General features: G+C 70.5%; 18 protein-coding genes. 3 read left to right on the top strand and 15 right to left on the bottom strand.

Annotated features, from left to right (window positions below; genetic code table 11):
- The first annotated feature begins 16 nt into the window (after positions 1-16).
- From DSM104329_RS09895 to DSM104329_RS09885, 3 genes are read left to right on the top strand one after another with little or no spacing between them, the layout of a single operon-like run.
- Positions 17-1,138: a thiamine pyrophosphate-dependent dehydrogenase E1 component subunit alpha gene (locus DSM104329_RS09895; protein WP_259315269.1), complete on the top strand. Its 1,122-nt coding sequence runs from the start codon at positions 17-19 to the stop codon at positions 1,136-1,138.
- 2 nt (positions 1,139-1,140) lie between these two features.
- Positions 1,141-2,148, top strand: a complete 1,008-nt coding sequence (locus DSM104329_RS09890; RefSeq protein WP_259315268.1) for an alpha-ketoacid dehydrogenase subunit beta — start codon at positions 1,141-1,143, stop codon at positions 2,146-2,148.
- Positions 2,141-3,508: a dihydrolipoamide acetyltransferase family protein gene (locus DSM104329_RS09885; protein ID WP_259315267.1), complete on the top strand. Its 1,368-nt coding sequence runs from the start codon at positions 2,141-2,143 to the stop codon at positions 3,506-3,508. The genes DSM104329_RS09890 and DSM104329_RS09885 overlap by 8 nt, the downstream gene beginning before the upstream one ends.
- 15 nt (positions 3,509-3,523) lie before the next feature.
- Here the strand turns inward: DSM104329_RS09885 and DSM104329_RS09880 are convergent, their stop codons facing one another.
- From DSM104329_RS09880 to DSM104329_RS09810, 15 genes are all read right to left on the bottom strand, one after another.
- Complete coding sequence (locus DSM104329_RS09880) at positions 3,524-4,207, bottom strand: TetR/AcrR family transcriptional regulator (RefSeq protein WP_259315266.1); 684 nt, start codon at positions 4,205-4,207, stop codon at positions 3,524-3,526.
- 15 nt (positions 4,208-4,222) lie between these two features.
- Positions 4,223-5,245, bottom strand: a complete 1,023-nt coding sequence (locus DSM104329_RS09875) for a branched-chain amino acid ABC transporter permease (RefSeq protein ID WP_259315265.1) — start codon at positions 5,243-5,245, stop codon at positions 4,223-4,225.
- Positions 5,246-5,319: 74 nt separating this feature from the next.
- Positions 5,320-6,204 carry a branched-chain amino acid ABC transporter permease gene (locus DSM104329_RS09870; protein ID WP_259315264.1) on the bottom strand — a complete coding sequence of 295 codons (885 nt, stop codon included), beginning with the start codon at positions 6,202-6,204 and terminating at the stop codon, positions 5,320-5,322.
- Positions 6,201-6,911 carry an ABC transporter ATP-binding protein gene (locus DSM104329_RS09865; protein WP_259315263.1) on the bottom strand — a complete coding sequence of 237 codons (711 nt, stop codon included), beginning with the start codon at positions 6,909-6,911 and terminating at the stop codon, positions 6,201-6,203. The genes DSM104329_RS09870 and DSM104329_RS09865 overlap by 4 nt, the downstream gene beginning before the upstream one ends.
- Positions 6,898-7,608 carry an ABC transporter ATP-binding protein gene (locus tag DSM104329_RS09860; protein ID WP_259315262.1) on the bottom strand — a complete coding sequence of 237 codons (711 nt, stop codon included), beginning with the start codon at positions 7,606-7,608 and terminating at the stop codon, positions 6,898-6,900. The genes DSM104329_RS09865 and DSM104329_RS09860 overlap by 14 nt, the downstream gene beginning before the upstream one ends.
- 95 nt (positions 7,609-7,703) lie before the next feature.
- A complete protein-coding gene (locus DSM104329_RS09855) occupies positions 7,704-8,987 on the bottom strand; it encodes an ABC transporter substrate-binding protein (protein ID WP_259315261.1) in 1,284 nt (427 codons plus the stop codon).
- A gap of 113 nt (positions 8,988-9,100) precedes the next feature.
- Complete coding sequence (locus tag DSM104329_RS09850; protein ID WP_259315260.1) at positions 9,101-10,450, bottom strand: aminotransferase family protein; 1,350 nt, start codon at positions 10,448-10,450, stop codon at positions 9,101-9,103.
- A complete protein-coding gene (locus tag DSM104329_RS09845) occupies positions 10,450-11,529 on the bottom strand; it encodes a quinone oxidoreductase family protein (protein WP_259315259.1) in 1,080 nt (359 codons plus the stop codon). Before DSM104329_RS09845 ends, DSM104329_RS09850 begins: the two co-directional genes overlap by 1 nt.
- Positions 11,530-11,617: 88 nt before the next feature.
- The gene (locus DSM104329_RS09840; protein ID WP_259315258.1) at positions 11,618-13,204 is read right to left on the bottom strand and encodes an AMP-binding protein; all 1,587 of its coding nucleotides are present in this window, start codon (positions 13,202-13,204) and stop codon (positions 11,618-11,620) included.
- The gene (locus DSM104329_RS09835; RefSeq protein WP_407655905.1) at positions 13,201-14,202 is read right to left on the bottom strand and encodes an alpha-ketoacid dehydrogenase subunit beta; all 1,002 of its coding nucleotides are present in this window, start codon (positions 14,200-14,202) and stop codon (positions 13,201-13,203) included. The genes DSM104329_RS09840 and DSM104329_RS09835 overlap by 4 nt, the downstream gene beginning before the upstream one ends.
- Before the next feature lie 8 nt (positions 14,203-14,210).
- The gene (locus DSM104329_RS09830) at positions 14,211-15,179 is read right to left on the bottom strand and encodes a thiamine pyrophosphate-dependent dehydrogenase E1 component subunit alpha (RefSeq protein ID WP_259315256.1); all 969 of its coding nucleotides are present in this window, start codon (positions 15,177-15,179) and stop codon (positions 14,211-14,213) included.
- An 89-nt stretch (positions 15,180-15,268) separates the two neighbouring features.
- The gene (locus tag DSM104329_RS09825) at positions 15,269-15,955 is read right to left on the bottom strand and encodes a TetR/AcrR family transcriptional regulator (protein ID WP_259315255.1); all 687 of its coding nucleotides are present in this window, start codon (positions 15,953-15,955) and stop codon (positions 15,269-15,271) included.
- A complete protein-coding gene (locus DSM104329_RS09820) occupies positions 15,952-17,085 on the bottom strand; it encodes a thiolase family protein (protein ID WP_259315254.1) in 1,134 nt (377 codons plus the stop codon). Before DSM104329_RS09820 ends, DSM104329_RS09825 begins: the two co-directional genes overlap by 4 nt.
- Positions 17,082-18,917, bottom strand: a complete 1,836-nt coding sequence (locus DSM104329_RS09815) for a hydantoinase B/oxoprolinase family protein (RefSeq protein WP_259315253.1) — start codon at positions 18,915-18,917, stop codon at positions 17,082-17,084. The genes DSM104329_RS09820 and DSM104329_RS09815 overlap by 4 nt, the downstream gene beginning before the upstream one ends.
- The gene (locus DSM104329_RS09810) at positions 18,914-20,935 is read right to left on the bottom strand and encodes a hydantoinase/oxoprolinase family protein (RefSeq protein ID WP_259315252.1); all 2,022 of its coding nucleotides are present in this window, start codon (positions 20,933-20,935) and stop codon (positions 18,914-18,916) included. The genes DSM104329_RS09815 and DSM104329_RS09810 overlap by 4 nt, the downstream gene beginning before the upstream one ends.
- Positions 20,936-21,000 lie beyond the last annotated feature (65 nt).

Below are 21,000 nucleotides of genomic sequence, written 5' to 3'. Positions count from 1 at the left end.
CCGGAGAGCTGACCAGATGGCCACCACCCGCCGCCGTACCCAGAGCCGGAGCGCCCGGCGTCCCGACGCGGTGGCGGCCGCCCACGCACCGCAGCGGCCGCTCGATCTGCTCGCGGCCCTGCGCGACATGACGCTGATCCGCCTCTTCGAGCAGGAGGCCGAACGCCAGTACAAGCGCGCCCGCATCGGCGGCTACTGCCACCTGGCGATCGGGCAGGAGGCGGCGACCGTCGGCGCCGTGGCCGCGCTCCAGCCGCAGGACAAGCTGCTGACCTCCTACCGCTCCCATGGGTTCGCGCTCGCCCGCGGCACGTCGCCCCAGGCCGTCATGGCCGAGCTGTTCGGCCGCGAGGACGGCTGCGCCGCCGGCCGCGGCGGGTCGATGCACCTCCTCGACCCCGATCGCGGCTACCTCGGCGGCTGGGGCATCGTCGCCGGCCAGCTACCGATCGCCACGGGCGTCGCGCTCGCCGGAGTCAAGCGCGGCGAGAAGATGGCGGTGCTCTGCGAGCTCGGCGACGGCGCCGTGAACATGGGTGCATGGCACGAGGCGCTCAACCTTGCCGCGGTATGGCGCCTGCCCGTCGTGTTCGCCGTCTTCAACAACGGCTACGGCATGGGCACGACGGTCGACCAGGCGTCGGCCGAGCCCGAGATCCACAAGCGCGCCGCGGCATTCCGGATGCCCGGCGAGCGTGTGGACGGCCAGGACGTCGAGGCCGTCCACGCGGCGGCCGACGCCCTGCTGCAGCGGGCCCGCGAGGACCGTCAGCCCGCCGTCCTCGAGGTCATGACGTACCGCCTGCGCGGCCACTCGGTCGCCGACGCGGGGACCGCCTACCGCACGAAGGACGAGGTCGAGGAGTGGGCGTCCAAGCGCGACCCGCTCGCGCTGGCGACCCAGAAGCTCCTCGCCGCCGGCGTGGCGGAGGGCGAGCTCGACGCGGTCGCCCGCGAGGCGCAGGAGGCGGTCGACGCGGCCGTCGCGTTCGCCGACGCCTCGCCGCAGCCGAGCGTCGACACGCTCGCGGAGTTCGTCTACGGCGACCCGCGCACCGCCGAGCAGTTCGCCCGCATGGCCCCGGGGGCTCCCGCGGGCGAGGCGCAGGTGATCGCCCAGCTCCAGCAGGCGGCGTGACGATGGCCTCCGAGACCGCCGCCGGCGTCGAGACCATGACCTACCGCGAGGCGCTGCGCCTGGCGATGCGCGAGGAGCTCGAGCGCGACCCGTCCGTCTTCCTCATGGGCGAGGAGATCGGCGTGTTCCAGGGCTCCTACAAGGTGACCGCCGGCCTCTTCGACGACTTCGGCCCGGAGCGCGTGATGGAGACCCCGATCTCCGAGGAGGGGTTCGTCGGCGCCGCCGTCGGCGCGGCGATGTCGGGCATGCGCCCGGTCGCCGAGATCATGACCCTGAACTTCATCCTCGTGGCGATGGACCAGGTCGTCAACCACGCGGCGAAGGTGCGCTACATGTTCGGCGGCCAGGTCGGCGTCCCCCTCGTGATCCGCACCCCGAACGGCGCCGGCAACCAGCTCACCGCGCAGCACTCGCAGTCCTTCGAGGGCTGGTTCGCCAACGTCCCCGGCCTGAAGGTCGTCGCGCCCGCGACCCCGGCGGACGCGCGCGGCCTGCTGAAGGCGGCCATCCGCGACGACGATCCCGTGCTCGTCGTCGAGAACCTTCAGCTCTACAAGGCCAAGGGCGAGGTCGACACCTCCGTCGACGGCGAGGTGCCGATCGGCCTGGCGCGCGTCGCGCGGGCTGGCACGGACCTCACGCTTGTGGCACATTCCTTCGCCGTGACCCGCTGCCTGCACGTGGCCGAGCAGCTGCAGGACGAGCACGGCATCTCAGCCGAGGTCGTCGACCTGCGCTCGCTGCGCCCACTCGACATGGAGACCGTCGCGGCCTCCGTGGCGAAGACGAACCGCGCGCTGTGCGTCGAGGAGGGCTGGGCGTCCTACGGCGTGACCGCCGAGGTCGCCAGCCGCATCTCGACCGCGTGCTTCGACGACCTGGACGCGCCCGTCGGGCGGGTCGGCATGGCGGAGGTCCCGATGCCCTACGCCAAGAGCCTCGAGGATGCGGCGCTTCCGCACGAGGCGAAGATCCTGTCCGCTGCGCTGGAGGTCTGTGGTGCCTGAAGTCGTGATGCCCCGGCTGTCGGACTCGATGGAGGAAGGCACGATCCTGCGCTGGCTCAAAGCCGACGGCGACACCGTCAACCGCGGCGAGGAGATCGTCGAGATCGAGACCGACAAGGCCACCATGCCCTACGAGGCCGACACCGACGGCGCGCTGCACATCGTGGCCGCCGAAGGCACGACCCTGCCCATCGGCGCCGTGATCGCCACCATCGGCACCACCGCCGAACCCGCCGCCGCCAACGGCTCCGCCACCGCGCCCGAAACCGAGACCGCGGGCGAGTCCGCCGGCCAGGCCGCCGAACCAGCGCCCGCCCCCGCCCAAGCGCCGGCCGCCCCCGCCCAAGCGCCGGCCGCCCCCGCCAGCGCCGGCGCCGGCGTCGGCGTCGGCGTCGGCGTCGGCGCGCCCGCCGCCGCGCCCGGCAACGGCGGCGACCGCGTCAAGGCATCACCACTGGCCCGACGCATCGCCCGCGAACGCGACATCGACCTACACGCCCTCACCGGCACCGGCCCCGACGGCCGCATCGTGAAATCCGACGTCCTCGCCGCCGCCCACGCCCCCGCCAGCGCGCCCGCACCGGCCGAAACACCGACCCCCACCCCCGAGCCCGCCCCGCCCGAGACGCCCGCGACGGCGCCGGAGCCCGCCACCACCGCCGGCACCAAGGGCGACGTCGACATTCACGAGCTCACCCGCCTACAACAGGTCGTCGCCCGCCGCATGGCCGAATCCAAAGCGACCATCCCCGACTTCTCGATCGCCACCGACGTCGACATGGCCGCCGCCCGCGCGCTACGCACCCAACTCAAGGACGCCGCCCGCACCGACCAACCCGTCCCCTCCTTCAACGACATGGTCGTCAAAGCATCCGCGCTTGCCCTCCGCGAGTTCCCCCACGCCAACGGCTCCTACCGCGACGGCCACTACGAACTCCACACCCGCATCAACATCGGCGTCGCCGTCGCCGGCCAGGACGCCCTCGTGGTCCCCACCGTCTTCGACGCCGACACCAAATCCCTCGGCGACATCGCCCGCACCACCCGGGGCCTGGCCGAGCGCGTCCGCGACAACACCATCCGCCCGCCCCAGCTCGCCGGCGGCACCTTCACCGTCTCCAACCTCGGCATGTACGGCATCACCCACTTCACCGCCGTCATCAACCCACCCCAAGCCGCCATCCTCGCCGTCGGCGCCATCACCCAACAACCCGTCATCCGCAACGACCAGATCACCACCGGCCACCTCATGACCATCACCCTCACCTGCGACCACCGCATCCTCTACGGCGCCGACGCCGCCCAATTCCTCGCCCGCATCCGCCACCTCCTCGAAAACCCCCTCACCCTCGCCTTCTGAGGGGCAGCCCACGGCCTACGCCACGAGGCCATCGAGCACGACGTGGAGGATCTCCTTCTCGATGGCGCTCAAGTCGTACCTGCTCACGTCCCACGCCGTCAGGCTCGGCATGTCGAGTGCGGCGGCCAGCGTCCGCGCGGCCAGCCGTGCGTTGGAGGTCCGGAAGCGTCCCTCGTCGGCCCCTCGGCGGATGACTTCCTCATACAGCTCGACGATCGCCCCGATCATCTCGAGTACCTCGGAGATCTGCTCGCGCCGGAGGTGGCGCATCTCGCGGTAGTAGAGAAGGCCGAGCGATTCGTGCTCGTCGAGGAACGTCAGATGGGCGCGTGCCATGGCCCTGATCTGGTCGACCGGATCGTCGACGTCCGCCAGAGCCCCGCCGATGGCTTGCACCTGGCGCGGTAGGAAGTACAGGAAGACGATGTAGAGCAGATCGTGCTTGTCGCGCACATAGTCGTAGAGCGTGCGCTTGTCCATTCCCGCGTGCCGCGCGACCGTGCTGACGCTCGTGGAGGCAAAGCCCGTACGGGCGAACTCCTCGTACGCCGCGCCGGCGATCTGCAACCGCCGCCGCTGGAGCAGCTCCTCGTTGTCGGTCACCGACGGGATGGCCGCCCACTGCTGCGCGACCCGGCGTTCCACGGCCGCCACACGCCGCGCGGCGGACAGCTCGCCTGATCCGCGGACGACGCTCATGGCGGCAGCATACGGTTACGCGTCGGACGGCATCCCGGCGCCATCTTTCGCGTCCACCGGCTCACCCTTCATGGCCGACCGCCGCCGCAGCCGAGGAGGCAGCAGCTCGCGCCCGCGAGCGATGCCCTCGGGTCGCAGGATCAGGATCCCCAGCATCGCGAGCGCCAGCCCGATGTTGCTCAGGTTCTCGATGCTGCCGATATCGACCGGCCCCGCGCGCAGGCCATCCTGCTCGACGCGCTGCAGGATGTCCGTGATGGCGACAACCACGATCGTCCCCAGAACAGCGCCCCAGAGCGACGACATGCCGCCGATGATCAGCATCGCGATCAGCATGAACGTGAGCGTCAGGTAGAAGCTGTCGGGTCCGAACGTGCCCAGGTACTGGGCGTAGAGAACCCCGGCTGCGCCAGTGATCGCGGCACTGACGACGAACGCGACGCCGCGCTCGACCTCGACTCGGATGCCGACGGAGCGGGCCGAGACCTCGTCCTCGCGCGAGGCTCGCAATCGCCGCCCTGCGCGACCGCACTGGAACAGGGCCGCTATCGCGAGCGCCCCCAGGGCCCATGGCAGGATGGCGAGCGGGCCCTCGCCGCCGTCAGGCACGCCACTGAGTCCCTGCGTCCCGCGCGTGACCCCGTCCCAGTTGCTGATCACCACGCGAACTATCACGAGGATGGAGAACGTCGCCAGCCCCGCCGCGAGTCCCGAGAGACGCACGATGGGCACGACGATCACCAGGGCGAACACGGCGGCGCCCGCGGCGCCGACCAGCACCGCCAGGGTCGGCGACAGCTCGGCCTTGCCGGCGAACTCCGGCAGCCCGGGCAGCTGCAGCAGCTTCTGCGCCGGGTTGAGCGACAGGACGGCCCCGACGTAGGCGCCGATCGCCGCAAAGCTCGCGTGGCCGAAGGAGATCACGCCGGAGTTGCCCATGAACGTGTAGAGGCCGAGGACGGCAACCAGGAAGATCAGCCCACGCGCGCCGGTGTCCTGGAGGCTCGAGGACCCGCCGTCCAGGACGAGCGCGAGCACGCACAGGACGAGTGCCGGCAGCGCCGCGACCCGCAGCGCACGGGTGACCGATACGGCAGACAAGCGCTCTCGCATCACACACGCTCCTGAAGCGCAGACGTCCGGACCAGGCCCTCGGGCCGCAGCAGGATCACGAGAAACACACCGGCGAACAGGAACGCGTCGCGGTACGGCCGTAACTCGAGCGGCAGCGTCGCTTGCAGCACGACGGAGGCGCACCCCAGCACGAAGCCGCCGAGGACGGCACCGGCAAGGCTGCCAAGCCCGCCGAGCACACACGCGATCAGTCCGAACAGCATCACGCTGAGCCCGATCGTCGGGGTGACCGTACCGGTCTGAGACACGACCAGCACGCCACCGACGGCGGCGAGCAGCCCGGCGATTGCGAAGGCGAACATGATCACCGCGTCGGCCTTGACTCCGAGCATGCGCGCCATCGAGAAGTCCTCGGCAGCGGCGCGCATGCGGAGCCCCAGGTCCGTTCGGCGCAGGAGCACCGCCAGGCCGACGAGCAGGCTCGCCACGACACCGACGCTGACGAGGCTCAGGACGCTGACGCGCACGCCGGCGATCTCGATGGCATCGTTGAGGAGCGGGAGGTTGCGCGTGCCCTCCGGATTGCCGCCGCGCCAGGTCAGCACGGACGTCTGAAGCAATGCGCTGACCGCGAGCGAGCCGACCATCAACGTGACCGCCGATGCCCCTTGCAGCGGTTTGAACGCCAGTCGGTGCATGAGAACGCTGAGGACCACGCCGACCGCCAGCGCTGCGCCGACCCGCGCCCACCAGGGCCATCCACCCGTGACGAGCAGCGTGTAGCCGGCGGCCATGATGATCTCGCCGTGAGCGAGGTTGACCAGACGCATGACGCCGAAGATCAGGGCGATGCCGAGCGCGAACACCGCGTACACGCTGCCGAGCGCGATCGCGTCGAGCGCGTTCTGGATGATGGTGCTCATCGGGCCGCTCCCAGGTATGCGTCGGCAAGGGCCTCGAAGTCTGCGAGCTCCTCCCGCGAGCCGCTGACCTCGACGTTCCCGGCGCGCAGGACATACGCGCGATCGACGAGACGCAGCGTGCGACGGACGTTCTGCTCGACCAGGAGCAGCGTGACGCCTCGGGCGCGCAGGCTCGCGAGCACTTCGAAGACCGTGTCGACGACCTGCGGCGCGAGGCCGAGCGATGGCTCGTCGAGCATCAGCACGCGCGGCTCGCACAGCAGGGCGCGGGCGATCGCGAGCTGCTGTTGCTCGCCGCCGGACAGCTTGCCGGCCGGCGTGTCGAGCAGGCGCCGCAACGTCGGCAACAGCTCCATCACCCCTTCGAGGTCCTCGGCGAAGTTCCCATCGTTGCGGCGCGCGTTGCGCGCGAGACGCATGTTCTCGCCGACCGTGAGGCTGCCGAAGATCCGCCGTCCCTCCGGGACGTGGGCGATGCCCCCGCGCACGATCGACTCGGGAGGCGAACCGTCGATGCGGCGCCCGTCGAGCTCGATCGTTCCGCGCGCGGGACTCAGGAGCCCGGCGATCGTCGCGAGCAACGTCGTCTTGCCGGCGCCGTTCGCGCCGAGGATGCCGACCGCCTCGCGGTCGCGCAGCTCGAGCGAGACGCCGCGCAGCGCCTCGACGCGGCCATAGCGCACCGAGAGGTCGTCAACCCTCAGCATCGCGTGCAGCCTCCTCCGCTCCGAGATATGCCTCCAGAACGCGGCGATCGGCCCGCATCTCCGCCGGAGAGCCGATCCCGATCGTGCGTCCGTAGTCGAGCACCTGCAGACGCGGACACAGCCGCGTCATGAGGCGCATGTCGTGCTCCACGATCAGCAGCGCGCAGCCGAACGCCTCCGGAAGCGAGCGCAGCAACTCCAGCAGCTCGTCGCTCTCCACCTCGTTGAGGCCGGCCGCGGGCTCGTCGAGCAGCAGGAAGCGCGGCTCGGTCGCGAGCGCGCGCGCCACGCCGAGTCGGCGCTCGTCGCCATACGGCAACGACGCGGCGGCGACGTCCGCCCGCTGGTCGAGACCGAGCCGAGCCAGCAGGCTGCTGGCCAGCGCGTGCGCCGAGCGCGGCGAGCGCCCGGCGCCGAGCGCGGCGACCTCCACGTTCTCGCGGACCGACAGCGATGCGAACAGCCGGACGTTCTGGAACGTCCGTGTCACGCCCATGCGGCTGCGCCGCCCTGGCGACTGCTTCGTCACGTCCCGGTCGCCGAGCCGGACGGTCCCGGCGCTCGGCCGCTGATAGCCGGTCAGAACGTTGAGCAGCGTCGTCTTCCCTGCGCCGTTCGGGCCGATCAGCCCAAGGATCTCGCCCTGGCGGATCTCCAGGTCGACGTCCTCGAGCGCGGTGAGGCTGCCGAAGCGCACGCTGACGCCACGCGTCGAGAGCGCCGGTCGGAGGTCGCGGCTCCCCCCGGCGTCAGGCCGGGGGGAAACGCTTGTGGAGGGGCTCCCGCTCACGCTCAGCAGGGCGCCTCGGGCACCGATTCGGGCTTGATGGACTCGAGGAACGACAGCTTGCCACCGTCGAACTGCATGACCCGCATGGGGCGACCCACCGGGATGTGACAGTCCTCGGTGTACGTCGTGGGCCCGGCGAGCAGCTCCTCGTCGCTGAACTTGTTCAGTGCGGCCGCGACCGCCTCGGCGTCGGTGGACCCGGCCGCCTCCATGGCTCGCGCGATGCTCTGCATCTCGGAGTAGCCCATGACCGGATAGGAGTTCGGCGGCGCCTCACCGGTCTTCTGCTTGATCCGCTTGAACAGGTCGTTGATGTCGGGGTTCGGGTCGTCGCCCGTGATCGCTCCCGGGGCGGCGTAGTAGAAGTCGCTCAGCCCGGGGACGGCCTCGATCCACGCGGTGCCGTCGAAGCCGATCGTGCCGAGCGTCGGCAGATCGACGCCGCCTGACCGCAGCTGCCGAAGGGCGGTCGCGCCGCCCGGCAGGTAGCTGCAGAGCATGACGAAGCCGGCCTCCTTGTTGCCCTTCAGGCGCGTGACCTGCGAGGCGATCGACTGGTCGCTGTTGACGAACGTGTCCTTGCCGACGACGGGGTCGCCCGGGGAGATCGCCTTCCACGCCTCCTCGAAGTACTTGCAGAGGTTCTTGGAGTACTCGAGGCTGGTGTCCTCGAGCAGGTACGGGCGCTTGAAGCCCTTCTCCTTCGCGAAGCTCGCGAGCACCGCACCCTCGGTGGGCACGCCCGGGAACGAGTTGTAGGAGAGCGGGCCGATGCCGCTGGCGCCGAACAGCGGTGAGCCGGCGCAGGTGATGGCCAGGACGCCCTGCTCGTTCGCGACCTTCGCGGCGGGCCCGCCGAGGTCGTAGTCGCAGGTCGGGATCATCACGTCGATGTCCTTCTCGAGCAACGCCTTGGCCTGACGCTCGACGAGGTTGATGTCCGTCTTGTTGTCGTTGGAGACGACCTTGACCTGGCGTCCGAGGATGCCGCCGTCCTTGTTGATGTCGTCCGCGGCGAGCTCGACAGCGGCGAGAAGCGGCTTGTCGTAGACGTTCAGCGGTCCGCTCAGCGAGCCGCTCATGCCGACGACGATCGGGTCCTTCTCATTCGACGCGCTCTGCTCGGCGCTGGTGGCGCTGGTGGCGCCGGTCGCACCACTCCCGCCGCTGTCGCCCTCGTCGTCGGTGCTGCCACAACCCACGGCGAACGCGAGCGCCGCGATGGCGGCCATGGCCAGCAGCCAGCGCTGGAGGCCTTGGGAGGAACGGGGTACCACTGCTCTCATGAGAACTCCTCGTGCTCCCACGGGGGAGCGGTCGTTGGATGTTTCCTCGGTGCCTCCCACCAGTGGGAGGGGTCGTGTGGAACGGAAAGCGATGTCGTCGCGCGCACAGTGCGTCACTCGCTCGCCGAGATGGTCAGGGCGTCGGCGACCGCCCCCGCGAGCAGATCGACCTCCGCTGCCGTGACGATGAGCGGGGGGTACAGGAACACGTTGGTGGCAGACCCGCGCGCCAGCACCCCACGCTCGCGGAGCGCCGCCAGGAGCCGCCGAATGCGCGCGGGGTCCGGTCGTTCGAGCTCGACACCCCAGAGGAGGCCGATCCCGCTCACGTGCGACACGCCGTCGAGCTCGACGAGCGGCCGAAGCGCATCGCCCAGCAGCGCACCCATCTCGGCGGCGCGGTCGACCAGGCCGTCACGCTCGATCACGGCGATGTTCACGAGCGCGGCGGCGCACGACACGGGGTGGCCGGCCGACGTCGCGGCGTGCTGGAACTCGGTCTCGGGCCCCGCCCAGAACGCGTCGGCGATCCTGCGGCTGGTGACCGTCGCGCTCAACGGCGCGTAGCCGCTGGTGATCCCCTTCGCGAGCGTCATGATGTCGGGCCGCACGTCCCAGTGCTCGCCGCCGAACATCCGCCCGGTGCGGCCGAAGCCGCAGAAGATCTCGTCGACGATCAGCAGGATGCCGTGGCGCGCGCAGATGCGCTGGACGCCGGGCCAGTAGTTGGGCGGTGGGACCTTGATCGCGCCCGCGGTCGACACCGGCTCGGCGATGAACGCGGCGATGGTCTCGGGCCCCTCGAACTCGATCCTCGCCTCGAGGCTGCGCAGCGCGAGCTCGCCGCACTCCTCGGACGTCCCGTCGAAGCGCGCCGGCTCGGGATGCTCCACGTGGTGGAAGCCCGGCAGCAAGGGCTCGAACGGGCGCCGTGAGACCGCAACGCCGGTGGCGCTCAGGGCCCCCAGCGTGAGCCCGTGGTAGGACCCCTCGCGGGCGATGAGCTTCGTCCGCCGCGGCTCCCCGCTGAGCGCGTGGTACTGCCGGGCCATCTTGATCGCCGTCTCGACGGCCTCACCGCCTCCCGTCGTGAGGAAGCTCACCTCGAGATCGCCCGGGGCGAGCCGGGCGATCTCGACGGAGAGGCGGGTGGCGACGTCGTTCGACACGCCGTTGGCCAGCGAAGCGAACGCCAGGCGGCGGGCCTGAGCAGCGACCGCCTCGGCGATCTCGCCGCAGCCGTGCCCGACCTGGACGACGCCGAGTCCGCTGATCGCGTCGAGGTACTCGCGGCCGTCCGCGTCCACCACCGTCGTCCCGCGACCCTCCACGAGGGTCAGCGGGGCCTCCGGCCACGTGGCGAGCTGCACGCCCCAGTGCCACAGGTGGCGGCGGGCGTCCGCCCGTAGCCGCTCCGTGGGGCCGGGATGCCGCTCGGGTGCTCGGAGGGCCGCGCCGTCCATCAGTCCACGTTCACGATCACCTTGCCGAACACCTCGCGGCGCTCGAGCCGGCCGAGCGCCTCCGGGAGCTGCTCGAAGTCGTACACCGTGTCGATGACCGGCCGGATCCGCTTTCGCGCGCCGAGATCGAGCACCCAGCTCAGCGTCGGCCGCGTCCACGACGCCGACCCGAGGATGCGCGCCTCGAAGATGATGATGCGCACCAGGTTGATCTCTGCGGTCTTGCCGCCCATGTAGCCGGCCAGCACGATGCGGCCGCGGGGCTTGACGGAGTGCAGCGCCGGGCTGATCGTCGAGCCGCCCGGCACGTCGTAGACGATGTCGAACCCCTCGCCGCCGTTGAGCTCGATGGCGCGCTCGGCGAAGTCGGGCGTCTCCGTGTGGTTGATCGTCGCATCGGCGCCGAGCTGCTCGAGCTTGCGCAGCTTCTCGTCGCTGCCGGCGGTGGCGACGATGCGCCTCGCCCCGGCCATCTTGGCGAGCTGGAGGCCGATCACGCCGATGTTGCTCGCCGCACCGGTCACGAGAACGGTCTCGTCGGCGCGGATGTCGGCGTGGGCGAAGAGCATGTTCGCCGCAGTGCCGCCCGCAACGGTCAGCGCCGCCGCATCCTGGAAGGCCAGCCCGTCGGGGATGGGGACCGCATATGGCGCGGGCACCCTCGCGTACTCGGCGTAGGCGCCGTCGGCGGTCCGGCCGAACTGGATCGTGTCGAAGTGCGCGGCCTGCGAGCACATGTTCTCGATGCCGCTGCGGCAGAGATCGCATTCGCCGCAGCAGAACCAGTAGCTGACCGTGACGCGGTCGCCGACCTTGTGCGACGTCACGTCGCTGCCCACGGCCGCGACCTCACCGGCGCCCTCGATGCCGGGCACGCGCGGCAGATGGGAGTCCCACTTGAAGGGCGTGTCCATCCCGTCGTTCTCGTACATGCCGCGCACGATCTGCAGCTCGGAGCTGTTGAGGCCGATCGAGCGGATGCGGATGACGACGTCGTTCGGTCCCGGCTCGGGCCGGGGAATGTCCTCCAAGCGCAGGTTGTCGAGCGGTCCGAACTCATGAACGCGCCATGCCCTCATAGGGTCTCCACCGTCCTCTCATGAACCACCCTCTGGTGGGTGGGTTCGTTGTGCCAGAGCTTTCGCATCGAACTGTCCATGGGCCAGGTCAGCGGGCGGCGGTGCCGTCGGGCCGGCGGATCTGGATGCCCTGGTCGACCCGATCCCAGAACTCGCCGCGTTCGCGCAGGGCACGCTCGCGCAGCGAGTGCTTCTCCTTCTTGTGGGAGGCGGTCTTCGGCAGTTCGTCGACGAGCGCCACGTAACGGGGCACCATGTAGTACGGCAGGTTCTCCTCGGCGAACCGGACGACGTCGAGCTCGGACAAGCCCTTCTCGTGAGCCGCGACGACGACGTATACGGCGACCTCGTCCTCGCCCAGATCGGACGGCACCGGGACCGCCGCCGCCTCGGCGATGGCGTCGCAGGACTCCAGGATGATCTCGATCTCGTGCGCCGAGATGTTCTCGCCGCGCCGGCGGATGGCGTCCTTCGTCCGATCGACGAACGTGAAGAACCCGTCGGCATCGACCTTGCCGCGGTCACCGGTGTGGAACCAGAGGTTCCTGAACGCCGTCGCGGTCGCGTCGGGGTTGTTGTAGTAGCCCGTGAACATCGTCCACGGCTCCTTCGGCCGGACGACGATCTCGCCCGGCGTGTCGGGCGGCACTTCGCGGTCGTCCTCATCGACGATCCGCATCTCGACGTGCTCGACGCGGCGCCCGGAGACGTTCGGCCGGTCGAGCCCCTCCCCCGCTCGGAGGACCGCCGGAGGCACGAGCTCGGTCATCGAGTAGTTGCAGGTGAACTTCAGGTCCCACCGCTCCTCGAGCTCCTGGCGGCGCAGCGGCAGCGGCACGACGAACGCCAGCCGCAGCGGGTTGTCCTGCTCCTCCGGCGTGGGTGGCAGCTTCTCGAGGATCGTCGCCACGCTCATGATCGCGTTGAACTCGGTCGCGCCGTAGCGGTGGATGTCCGACCAGAAGCGGCTCGCCGAGAAGCGCGGGACGAGGGCGATCGAGGACTCCGACCAGACCGCCGTCAGCGCGGAGTACCAGAGCGCGTTGCCATGGAACATCGGCAGGCAGGTGTACAGACGGTCTTCGGGGCCGAGCTCGAACGCTCGCGCGACGCGGTAGCCCACCGTGAGCGGATGGGCGTGGGGACAGACGACGCCCTTCGACGGCCCGGTCGTGCCGGACGTGTACATGATGAACCACGGGTCCTTGAACGAGACGGCCGCGTCCGGCGGGGTCTCGGCGCCATCCATGTGCTCGCCGGAGATCGCCGCAAGCGCCTCGCGCTCGATCACCCGCAGCTGCGGGACCGCGGCCCGAACCGTCGCCGCGTATCCCGCGTCGACGATCGCGTCGGTGCAATCGCTGTTGCTCAGCAGGTACTGGAGCAGCTGCCCCTTCGCCGCCGTGTTGATCGGGACCCCGACCGCGCCGAGCTTGCCGAGCGCGAACGACGCCCACAGGTACTCGGGGCAGTTGTCCATGAACAGCGCGACGTGCGAGCCTCGCCCGATGCCTCGCTGCGCGAGGCCGCGCGCGAGCGCGTTGCTCAGGCGTTCGACGTCCGCGTAGGTGAACGACTCGTCTTCCCACAGGAGGTACGGCAGGTCGGGGACCCGCTCCGCCTTGTCCGCGAGCACCTGGCCGATCGTGCGCTGCTCGAGTCGGTAGTCGATCATCCCGTCGCCTCCTGGGCGAGGTCGCCGCCGACCATCGCGGCGATCACGTCGGTCATCTGGTCCTTGCTCGGCAGTCGCACAGCCTCGTACTCCTTGAAGTGTGGTGAGGGCACGCGCGGACTGCCAAGCCTGGTCACCGGAGCGTCGAGGTCGTCGAAGCAGGCCTCGCCCACCTCCGCCGCGATCTCGCCACCAGGGCCGAAGTCCCTCACCGCCTCAGTCGCGACCAGGCAGCGGTGCGTTGCCGCGACGGACTCGAACACCGTCGCGCGATCCCACGGATAGATCGTACGCAGGTCGATCACCTCGACCTCGATCGCGTGCCTGGACGCCAGCTCCTCGGCCGCCTCGAGCGCGATGCGGCGCATCGTGCCCCACGTGACGAGCGTCAGGTCGCGGCCGCGGCGGACGACGTCGGCCACGCCCAGGGGCACGAACGACTCCTCCCCCTCGAGGACCGGTCCCCGCGCGCGCAGGAGGTCGAAGCTCTCGATGTACAACACCGGAGCGTCGTCGCGGATCGCCGCCTTGAGGAGACCCTTGGCGTCGCCCGGGGTCGCCGGCCAGCAGACCTTGAGACCCGGGACCTGCGCGTACCAGCCTTCCAGCGCCTGGGTGTGCTGCGCGCCCATCCCCTGCAGCGTGCCGACGCCGGACTTGACGACCATCGGCGCGTTGAGCGCTCCGGCGGTGAAGTACTCGACCTTGGCCGCCTGGTTGACGAGCGGGTCCGAGGCGATGCCGAGGAAGTCGATGTAGAGGATCTCGACGACCGGCCGCAGCCCGGCCATCGCCGCTCCCACGGCGGCGCCGACCATCGCCTGCTCGGAGATCGGGGTGTCGCGGACGCGCTCGGGGCCGAACCGGTCGAGCAGTCCACGGGTCTGGCCGAAGGTCCCGCCCGCCTTGGCGAGGTCCTCACCGAACACCACGACGCGCCCGTCGAGCTCCATCTCCTCGCGCAGCGCCTCGTTCACGGCCTGCCACTCCTTGAGCATGCGCTCGCTCACGACGTCCTCGCTCCGAGGATCTGGTCGGCGGTCGGGCGGGGCATCGCAAGGACCTCCCGGTAGATCTCATCGAGTCGTGCGTCGGCGGCGGCGGTCACCGCGGCGACGTCGTCGTCCGCGATGCCGGCCGTCTCAGCGAGGCGGTCGATCGGGTCGAGGACGGACACGTCGTCCCCGGAGGGCGTGCGGCGATAGTGCTGCGGATCGCCCACGTAGTGCCCGTTGACGCGGAGCGTCTCGCAATAGAGCAGGCACGACTCCCCGGCGCGAACTCGCACCAGCAGCTCCTCGGCAGCCGCCCGCACCGCCAGGACGTCGTTGCCGTCGACCGCCAGCGTGTGCAGTCCGAACCCGGCGGCGCGGTCGGGGAGGTTGCCGCCGGTCTGCTCCGAGGAGGACGTCGTCTCGGCGAACTTGTTGTCCTCGCAGACGAACAGGACCGGGACCTTCCACACCGCGGCGAGGTTCAGCCCCTCGAGGCACGCGCCGGTGTTCGCGGCGCCGTCGCCGAAGTAGCAGAAGGCTGCGCCGCCCGCCCGGCGGAGTGCGAGCCCGAGGGCGCCGCCGACCGCGAGCGGCACGCCGGCGCCGACGATGCCGTTCGTGCCGAGCAGCCCCTCCGCGGCGTCGAACAGGTGCATGTGACCGCCGAGCCCGGCCCCGAGTCCGCCGACGCGGCCGACGCTCTCGGCGAGCAGGGCGACCGGGTCGATGCCCCACGCGAGGCAGTGCGCCGTACCGCGATGGGTCGAGAACAGGATGTCGCCGGGGCGGCGCAGCCCGGCGGCGCCGACGGCACTGGCCTCCTGACCGACCGCGGTATGGATGACGGTGCCGGCCATGTCCGGGTGGGCGCCGTACTCGTGCATGCGCTCCTCGAAGCGGCGGATGAAGATCATCTGCTCAAGGAGGGCGAGGGCGGCGTCTCCCTCGACGGCGCGGGCGCTTCCGCTCTCAGTGGTCATCGCGGCCAGCTGTCTCTCTCTCCCACCCACCGGTGGGAGGATACCAGTTCGTCAACAGTTGAAGCATGGATCCCTTGGTTCGCATGGTCCTAACGAGCCCGCAGACCGTCGAGCGCGAAGCGCAGGATCTCGCGCTCGACGATCTTGGGATCGGAGCTCGCGAGATCCCACGCCGTGAGGCTCGGCATATCGAGCCCCGCCGCGAAGACCCGCGCTGCGACATGCGCGTCGTCGGTGACGATCAGCCCCGCGGCGGCCCCGCGCTCGATCGCCGTGCGATAGAGCGTGATCGTCTCGCCGATCAGCCAGAGCAGGTCGCGGATCTGCTCACGGTGCAGGTACCGCATCTCGCGGTAGTAGAGGAGGCCGAGGCCGGGATACTCCGCCAGGAACCTGAGGTGCGCGCGTCCCATCCTCTGCAGTTGCATCACCGGGTCGTCCCGGTCCCGGAGCGCGCTGCCCATGCGTTTGACCTGGTCCGGCAGGAAGTGCAGGAACACGAGGTAGAGCAGGTCGGGCTTGTCGCCGACGTAGTCGTAGAGCGTGCGCTTGTCCATGCCCGCGAGCCCGGCGACATCGCTCACCGACGTCGAGCGGAAGCCGTTGGCGCAGAACGCCGCATACGCCGCCTCGGCGATCTGCGAGCGCCGGGACTCCAGCAGCTCCGTGTTCGCCGTGACGTACGGGATGGCCTCCCGCATCTGCGCCACGCGCGCCGCGAGGGTCTCCCAGCGCCGCTGTGCGGCGGAGCTCGGACTCTCCTCCCCGACGCTCACGCGGCCTCCATCACGGTCACGACCGCGACGGCGGGCTCGTCGCACAGGACGCCGCCCGCGTTATGGCACGCACCGAGGCGCGCGCCCTCGACCTGTCGCTCGCCCGCGCGGCCGCGCAGCTGGTCCGCCACCTCGACGATCTGGGCGACGCCGGTGGCACCGATCGGGTGCCCGCGGCGCACCAGGCCGCCACTGGTGTTCACGGCGACGTCACCGTCGAGGTCGCTGCGACCGTCCGCGATCCACGGCCCGGCCTCGCCCTTGCCGCAGACGCCGAGCGCCTCGAGGGCGAGCAGCTCACCGGGTATCGCGGCATCGTGGACCTCGAGCACATCGAGCTGGTCCGGTGACACCGACGCCTCCGAGAACGCCTTGCGCGCGGCCTCGATCGAGGGGTCTCGGCCGTCACAGCCCGAGACCGTGGCGCTGGCCTGGATCCGCGGCGCCCCCGGGCGCTGGCGCCCGAGCACCACGGCCGCCGCGCCGTCCGAGATCGGTGAGCACATGAGCAGCGTCAGCGGGTCGATGATCGGCCGGGCGGCGAGCACCTCGTCCGGCGTGCACGCGACCCGGAACTGCGCCGAGGGGTTGCGGGCGCCGTTGCGACTGCTGCGGGCCGCCGCGAGGGCGAAATGCTCGATCTGCCCGTCGTGGGCGTCAAGGTACTCGCGCCCCTTGCCCGCGTAGTGGGCCATGAACACCCCACGCGCGACATCGTCCTCGTCGATCTCGTCGATGTCGGTTGCGGTCGCGAGCGCCCGGAGCGAGACGTCGCGGCTCGCGTGGTGCAGCTTCTCGGCTCCGACCACGAGGGCGCATTCCGACGCGGCCGCCTGCAGGAGGCGGTGCGCGAGCGCAACCGCGCTCGACCCGCTCGCGCACGCGTTCTCGACGTTGTAGATCGCCGCCCCGGCAAAGCCCGCGCGACCGAGGACGACCTGACCGCGGACCGACTCCTGACCCTGGACCATGCCCGCGAACGCGTTGGCGAACACGACCGTGTCGACGTCGGACCGGTCGACGCCGGCATCGGCCAGCGCGTCGCCGGCGGCAGCCTGGGCGAGCTCGGCGAGCGACTGCTCGAGATGACGGCCGATGGGCGTGATGCCTGTACCGAGGATCGAGCTCATGCGGTCGCGGCCCCGCGAGTCAGCTGCTCGCTCCCGAGCGTTTCGAGGCCGGGCGGATCGGCATGCTCGGCGCCGAACAGCTCCGAGCGTCTCGCCCGGGTCGCCTCGACGTCGACGCGGATGTCGAGCGCCTCGCGATCGACGACGTCGCACACCACGCCGTAGTGGCGCGCGGCGAACTCCTCGCTGATGTACTCGTTGCGGAGGTCGTCGAGCACGAGAGCCACGTCTCGCCGGGCGGGCGGGCCGTACCCGCCGCCGCCGGTGGACAGGTACGCGACCTCGTCGCCGGCCTTCAGCCCCTGGTTGGAGAAGAACATCCCGAGCGACTCCTCGCCACCGACCGCGGGGTAGCGAATGAGGTGCTGGCTCGCCGCTTCGCCGCCGCCGAACAGCCCCCACGGCTTGAACTTCTCGCGGTCGCCGATCGCGGACAGCACGAGCCCGTCGGCGTCGCAGTGCAGGCGCCGCATCGACCCGTGGCCGCCCTGGTGCTCGCCCGGCCCGCAGGAATCCTGGCGGAACTGGTAGCCGGCCCAGCTGACCGGCGCGCGCCGCTCCTGGATCTCCACCGCGATGTTGCGCGTGCTCGCGGAGAAGAACATCATCACGCCGCTCACGCCGTCCTTCGTCGCGCGCGCACCGGTGCCGCCCTCGGTCCAGACGTAGGCGACGTGCTCTTCGCCGGTCTCCTCGTCGCGACCGCCGAAGACGATGTTGATGATGTTGTAGTGGCCCGCGGTCGTGCGCTCGGGCGCGGCCTGCGACCACGCGCCGAGGATGCAGTTGATGACTCGCTCGAGCGCGGTGGCCGCCATGCCGCCGACCGGGTACGGGCGCGGCGCGTTGACGATGCTGCGCTCGGGCACGACGATCTCGATCGCCCGGAGCAGCCCCTCGTTCATCATCACCTGCGGAAACAGGGCCTTCGTGCTCATGAAGATCGCGCTGCACAGACCGGGGTACGTGCAGTTGATCGCGGTATGGACCGGTGGCGCGGACTCCGTCACGTCGTAGGTGATCTGGTCACCCTTGATGCGCATCGTCAGACGCACCGGCTGCGGCTCGCCGGTCTTGGGGTCCTGGTCGATCCAGTCCTCCCAGGAGTAGCTGCCGTCGGGGATCAGGGCGATCTCACTCCGGAACAGCTGCTCGGAGTAGTCCTGCGCCTGTGCCATGGCGTCCGCGACGGTGTCCTCGCCGTAGCGGTCGATCAGCTCTACGAGCCGCCGCGCGCCCGCGCGGCAGGCCGCGATCTGCGCGTGGAGGTCTCCTCGGCGCTCGCCCGGCACGCGCATGTTGTGCAGCAGCAGGTCGAGCACCGCTTCGTTGAGCACGCCCTCCTGCACGATCGGCACGGGCGGGATCTGGACGCCCTCCTGGTAGATCTCGCTCGCCTCCATGTAGAAGGAGCCCGGCACCATGCCACCGACGTCCGACCAATGGCCCGTCGTCGCGACGAACCCGACGAGCTTGTCCTGGCGGAAGATCGGCGCGACGACGCGCACGTCCTGCAGGTGCGTGCCGCCCATGAACGGGTCGTTCATGACGAACATGTCGCCCGGGCGCATGCGCTCGATGCCCTGCCGCTCGATCGTCGCCCGCACCGTGAACGCGGCGGTGCCGGCATGAGAGGGCAGGTCTTCCATGCCCTGCGCCACCAGATTGCCGTGCGCGTCGTAGAGGGTCGCGCTGTAGTCGCGCCCCTCCGAGATGACGGTCGAGTAGGCGGACATCTCGACGGCGAGCGCCATCTCGTTGCACACCGATACGAAGGCGCTCTTCAGGACCTCAAACGTGACCGGATCCAGTCGACGCTCGAACGCGCTCATGCTCCAACCTCCACGATCAGATCCCCGGTAGGTCGGCAGGTTGCGTGCGACCCCGGCGGCAGGACGCAGGTGGTGTCCACCTGGGTGATCAGCGCCGGGCCGTCCACGCGCTCGCCGATGCCGATGCTCGGGCGCGGAACGACCGCGGTCGGGATGAACCCGTGGCCGCCGAAGTACACGGACCGCTCGCCGCGCGGCTCGTCGGTCTGTGTCGCGGCCCGCGGTTCGATGTTCGCCCCACCGGCGCGGGTGCCGAACACCTTGAGGTTGACGAGCGTGACCGCATCCTCGGGCTCCGAGTGGCCGAACGTCCGCAGGTGTCCGGCGTGGAAGTCCTGCTCGAGCCGGCGGATCGACTCGGCGTCCATGCGGGCATCCGGCAACTCCACCGCCAGCTCGTGCAGCTGCTCCTTGTAGCGCAGCTCGGCGACATAGCGGAAGCTCACCTGCTCGTGGTCGATCCCGTCCTGGGCGAACTCGTCGAGGACGCGCGTACGCAGGACGTCGAGTCGCCCCTCGACGGTCGGACCGGCCTCCGGCTCGAGCGCGATCAGCAGCGTCTGCGACGCGTCGTACACGATGTCTGAGCGCAGCACGCCGTACGCCGAGAAGACCCCGGGGAAGCGCGGCACGACGACCCGCGGGATCGACAGCTCGCGGGCGATGTCGACCGTGTACATCGGACCGTTGCCGCCGAAGCCGCAGAGGACGAAGTCGCGCGGATCGGCGCCGCGCTCGATCGTGACCAGCCGGACGGCGCGCATCATGCTCGCGGTGAGGATGCGCAGGATCCCCTCGGCCGCCTGAACGACGTCCATGCCGAGCGGCTCCGCGACGTTCCTGGCGATCGCCTGCTCGGCCAGTCCGGGGTCGATGGGAAAGCCTCCGCCCACGAGCTGCTCGCTCCCGAGCCGGCCCAGCACGGCCTGTGCGTCCGTGCTGGTCGCGTTCGTGCCGCCGCGCCCATAGCACGCAGGGCCGGGATTCGCACCGGCGCTCTCGGGACCGACGTGCAGCGAGCCACCCTTGTCGATGTGCGCGATCGAGCCACCGCCCGCACCGATCGAGATGATGTCGATGCTCGGCAGCAGGACCGGCAGGCCCCACTCGGGGACGTTGCGGTCCGACAGCTTGGCCTTGCCCTGCCAGACCATGGACACATCGGCGCTCGTTCCGCCGATGTCCAGGCCGATCATGTTCGGCTCGCCGATGCTGCGCCCCAGCTCTTCGAGCGCGATGCAACCGGCCGACGGTCCCGAGCGCACGAGCCGGGCGGGAGTCGACGCCCCGCTGCGCATCGAGCCGAGTCCGCCATTGGACTGCATCACCTGGGCCTCGCGCGTGTAACCCTCGGCATCGAGGGCGGCGCGGAGCGCGCCGAAGTACCGGCGCATCACGGGCGCGAGGTACGCGTTCGTGGCGACGGTCGCGGTGCGCTCGAACTCCCGATACGTCGGAAGCACCTCGGAGCTGATCGAGATCTCGAGGTCGGGCAGCTGCTCGTGCAGGATGTCGCGCAGCCGGCGCTCATGAGCGTCGTTGGTGTACGAGTGCAGGAAGACGATCGCGACGGACTCGATCCCGCGCTTGCGCACGATGCGCACGATGCGGTCGACCTCGTCCTCGGCGAGCGGCACCATGACTTCGCCGCGCCAGCTCACCCGCTCGGTGATCTCGAGGCGATCGCAACGCGGGATCAGCGGCGCCGGAAGATCCCACTGCAGGTCGTAGAGCTCCTGGCGGTCGGTGCGCCGAAGCTCGAGCAGGTCGCGGAAGCCACGCGTCGTGATCAGCGCGGTTCGCGCTCCCTTGCGCTCGATGAGCGCATTCGTGCCGACCGTGGTTCCCACGCCCAGGAAGCCGAGCTCCTCCGGCTGCACACCGAGCTGGGTGATCCCGCGGACGAGCACCATCGGATCTCCGCTGGACGGGACCTTGTCGATGTGCACGTCGCCCGACTCGTCCATGCGAACGATGTCGGTGAACGTGCCGCCGATGTCTACCCCAACGAACGCCATCGAGTTCATGCCTCCTCGCCGGTGGGCACAGCGGCACGCCCGCCGGTCGTCTCACCGTCTTCGAT

Origin of the sequence: Capillimicrobium parvum, from assembly GCF_021172045.1 — a bacterium.
Lineage (GTDB): Bacteria > Actinomycetota > Thermoleophilia > Solirubrobacterales > Solirubrobacteraceae > Capillimicrobium > Capillimicrobium parvum.
Note: the sequence above shows the minus strand (reverse complement) of the source record. Positions and strands in the feature narration are given on the sequence as shown.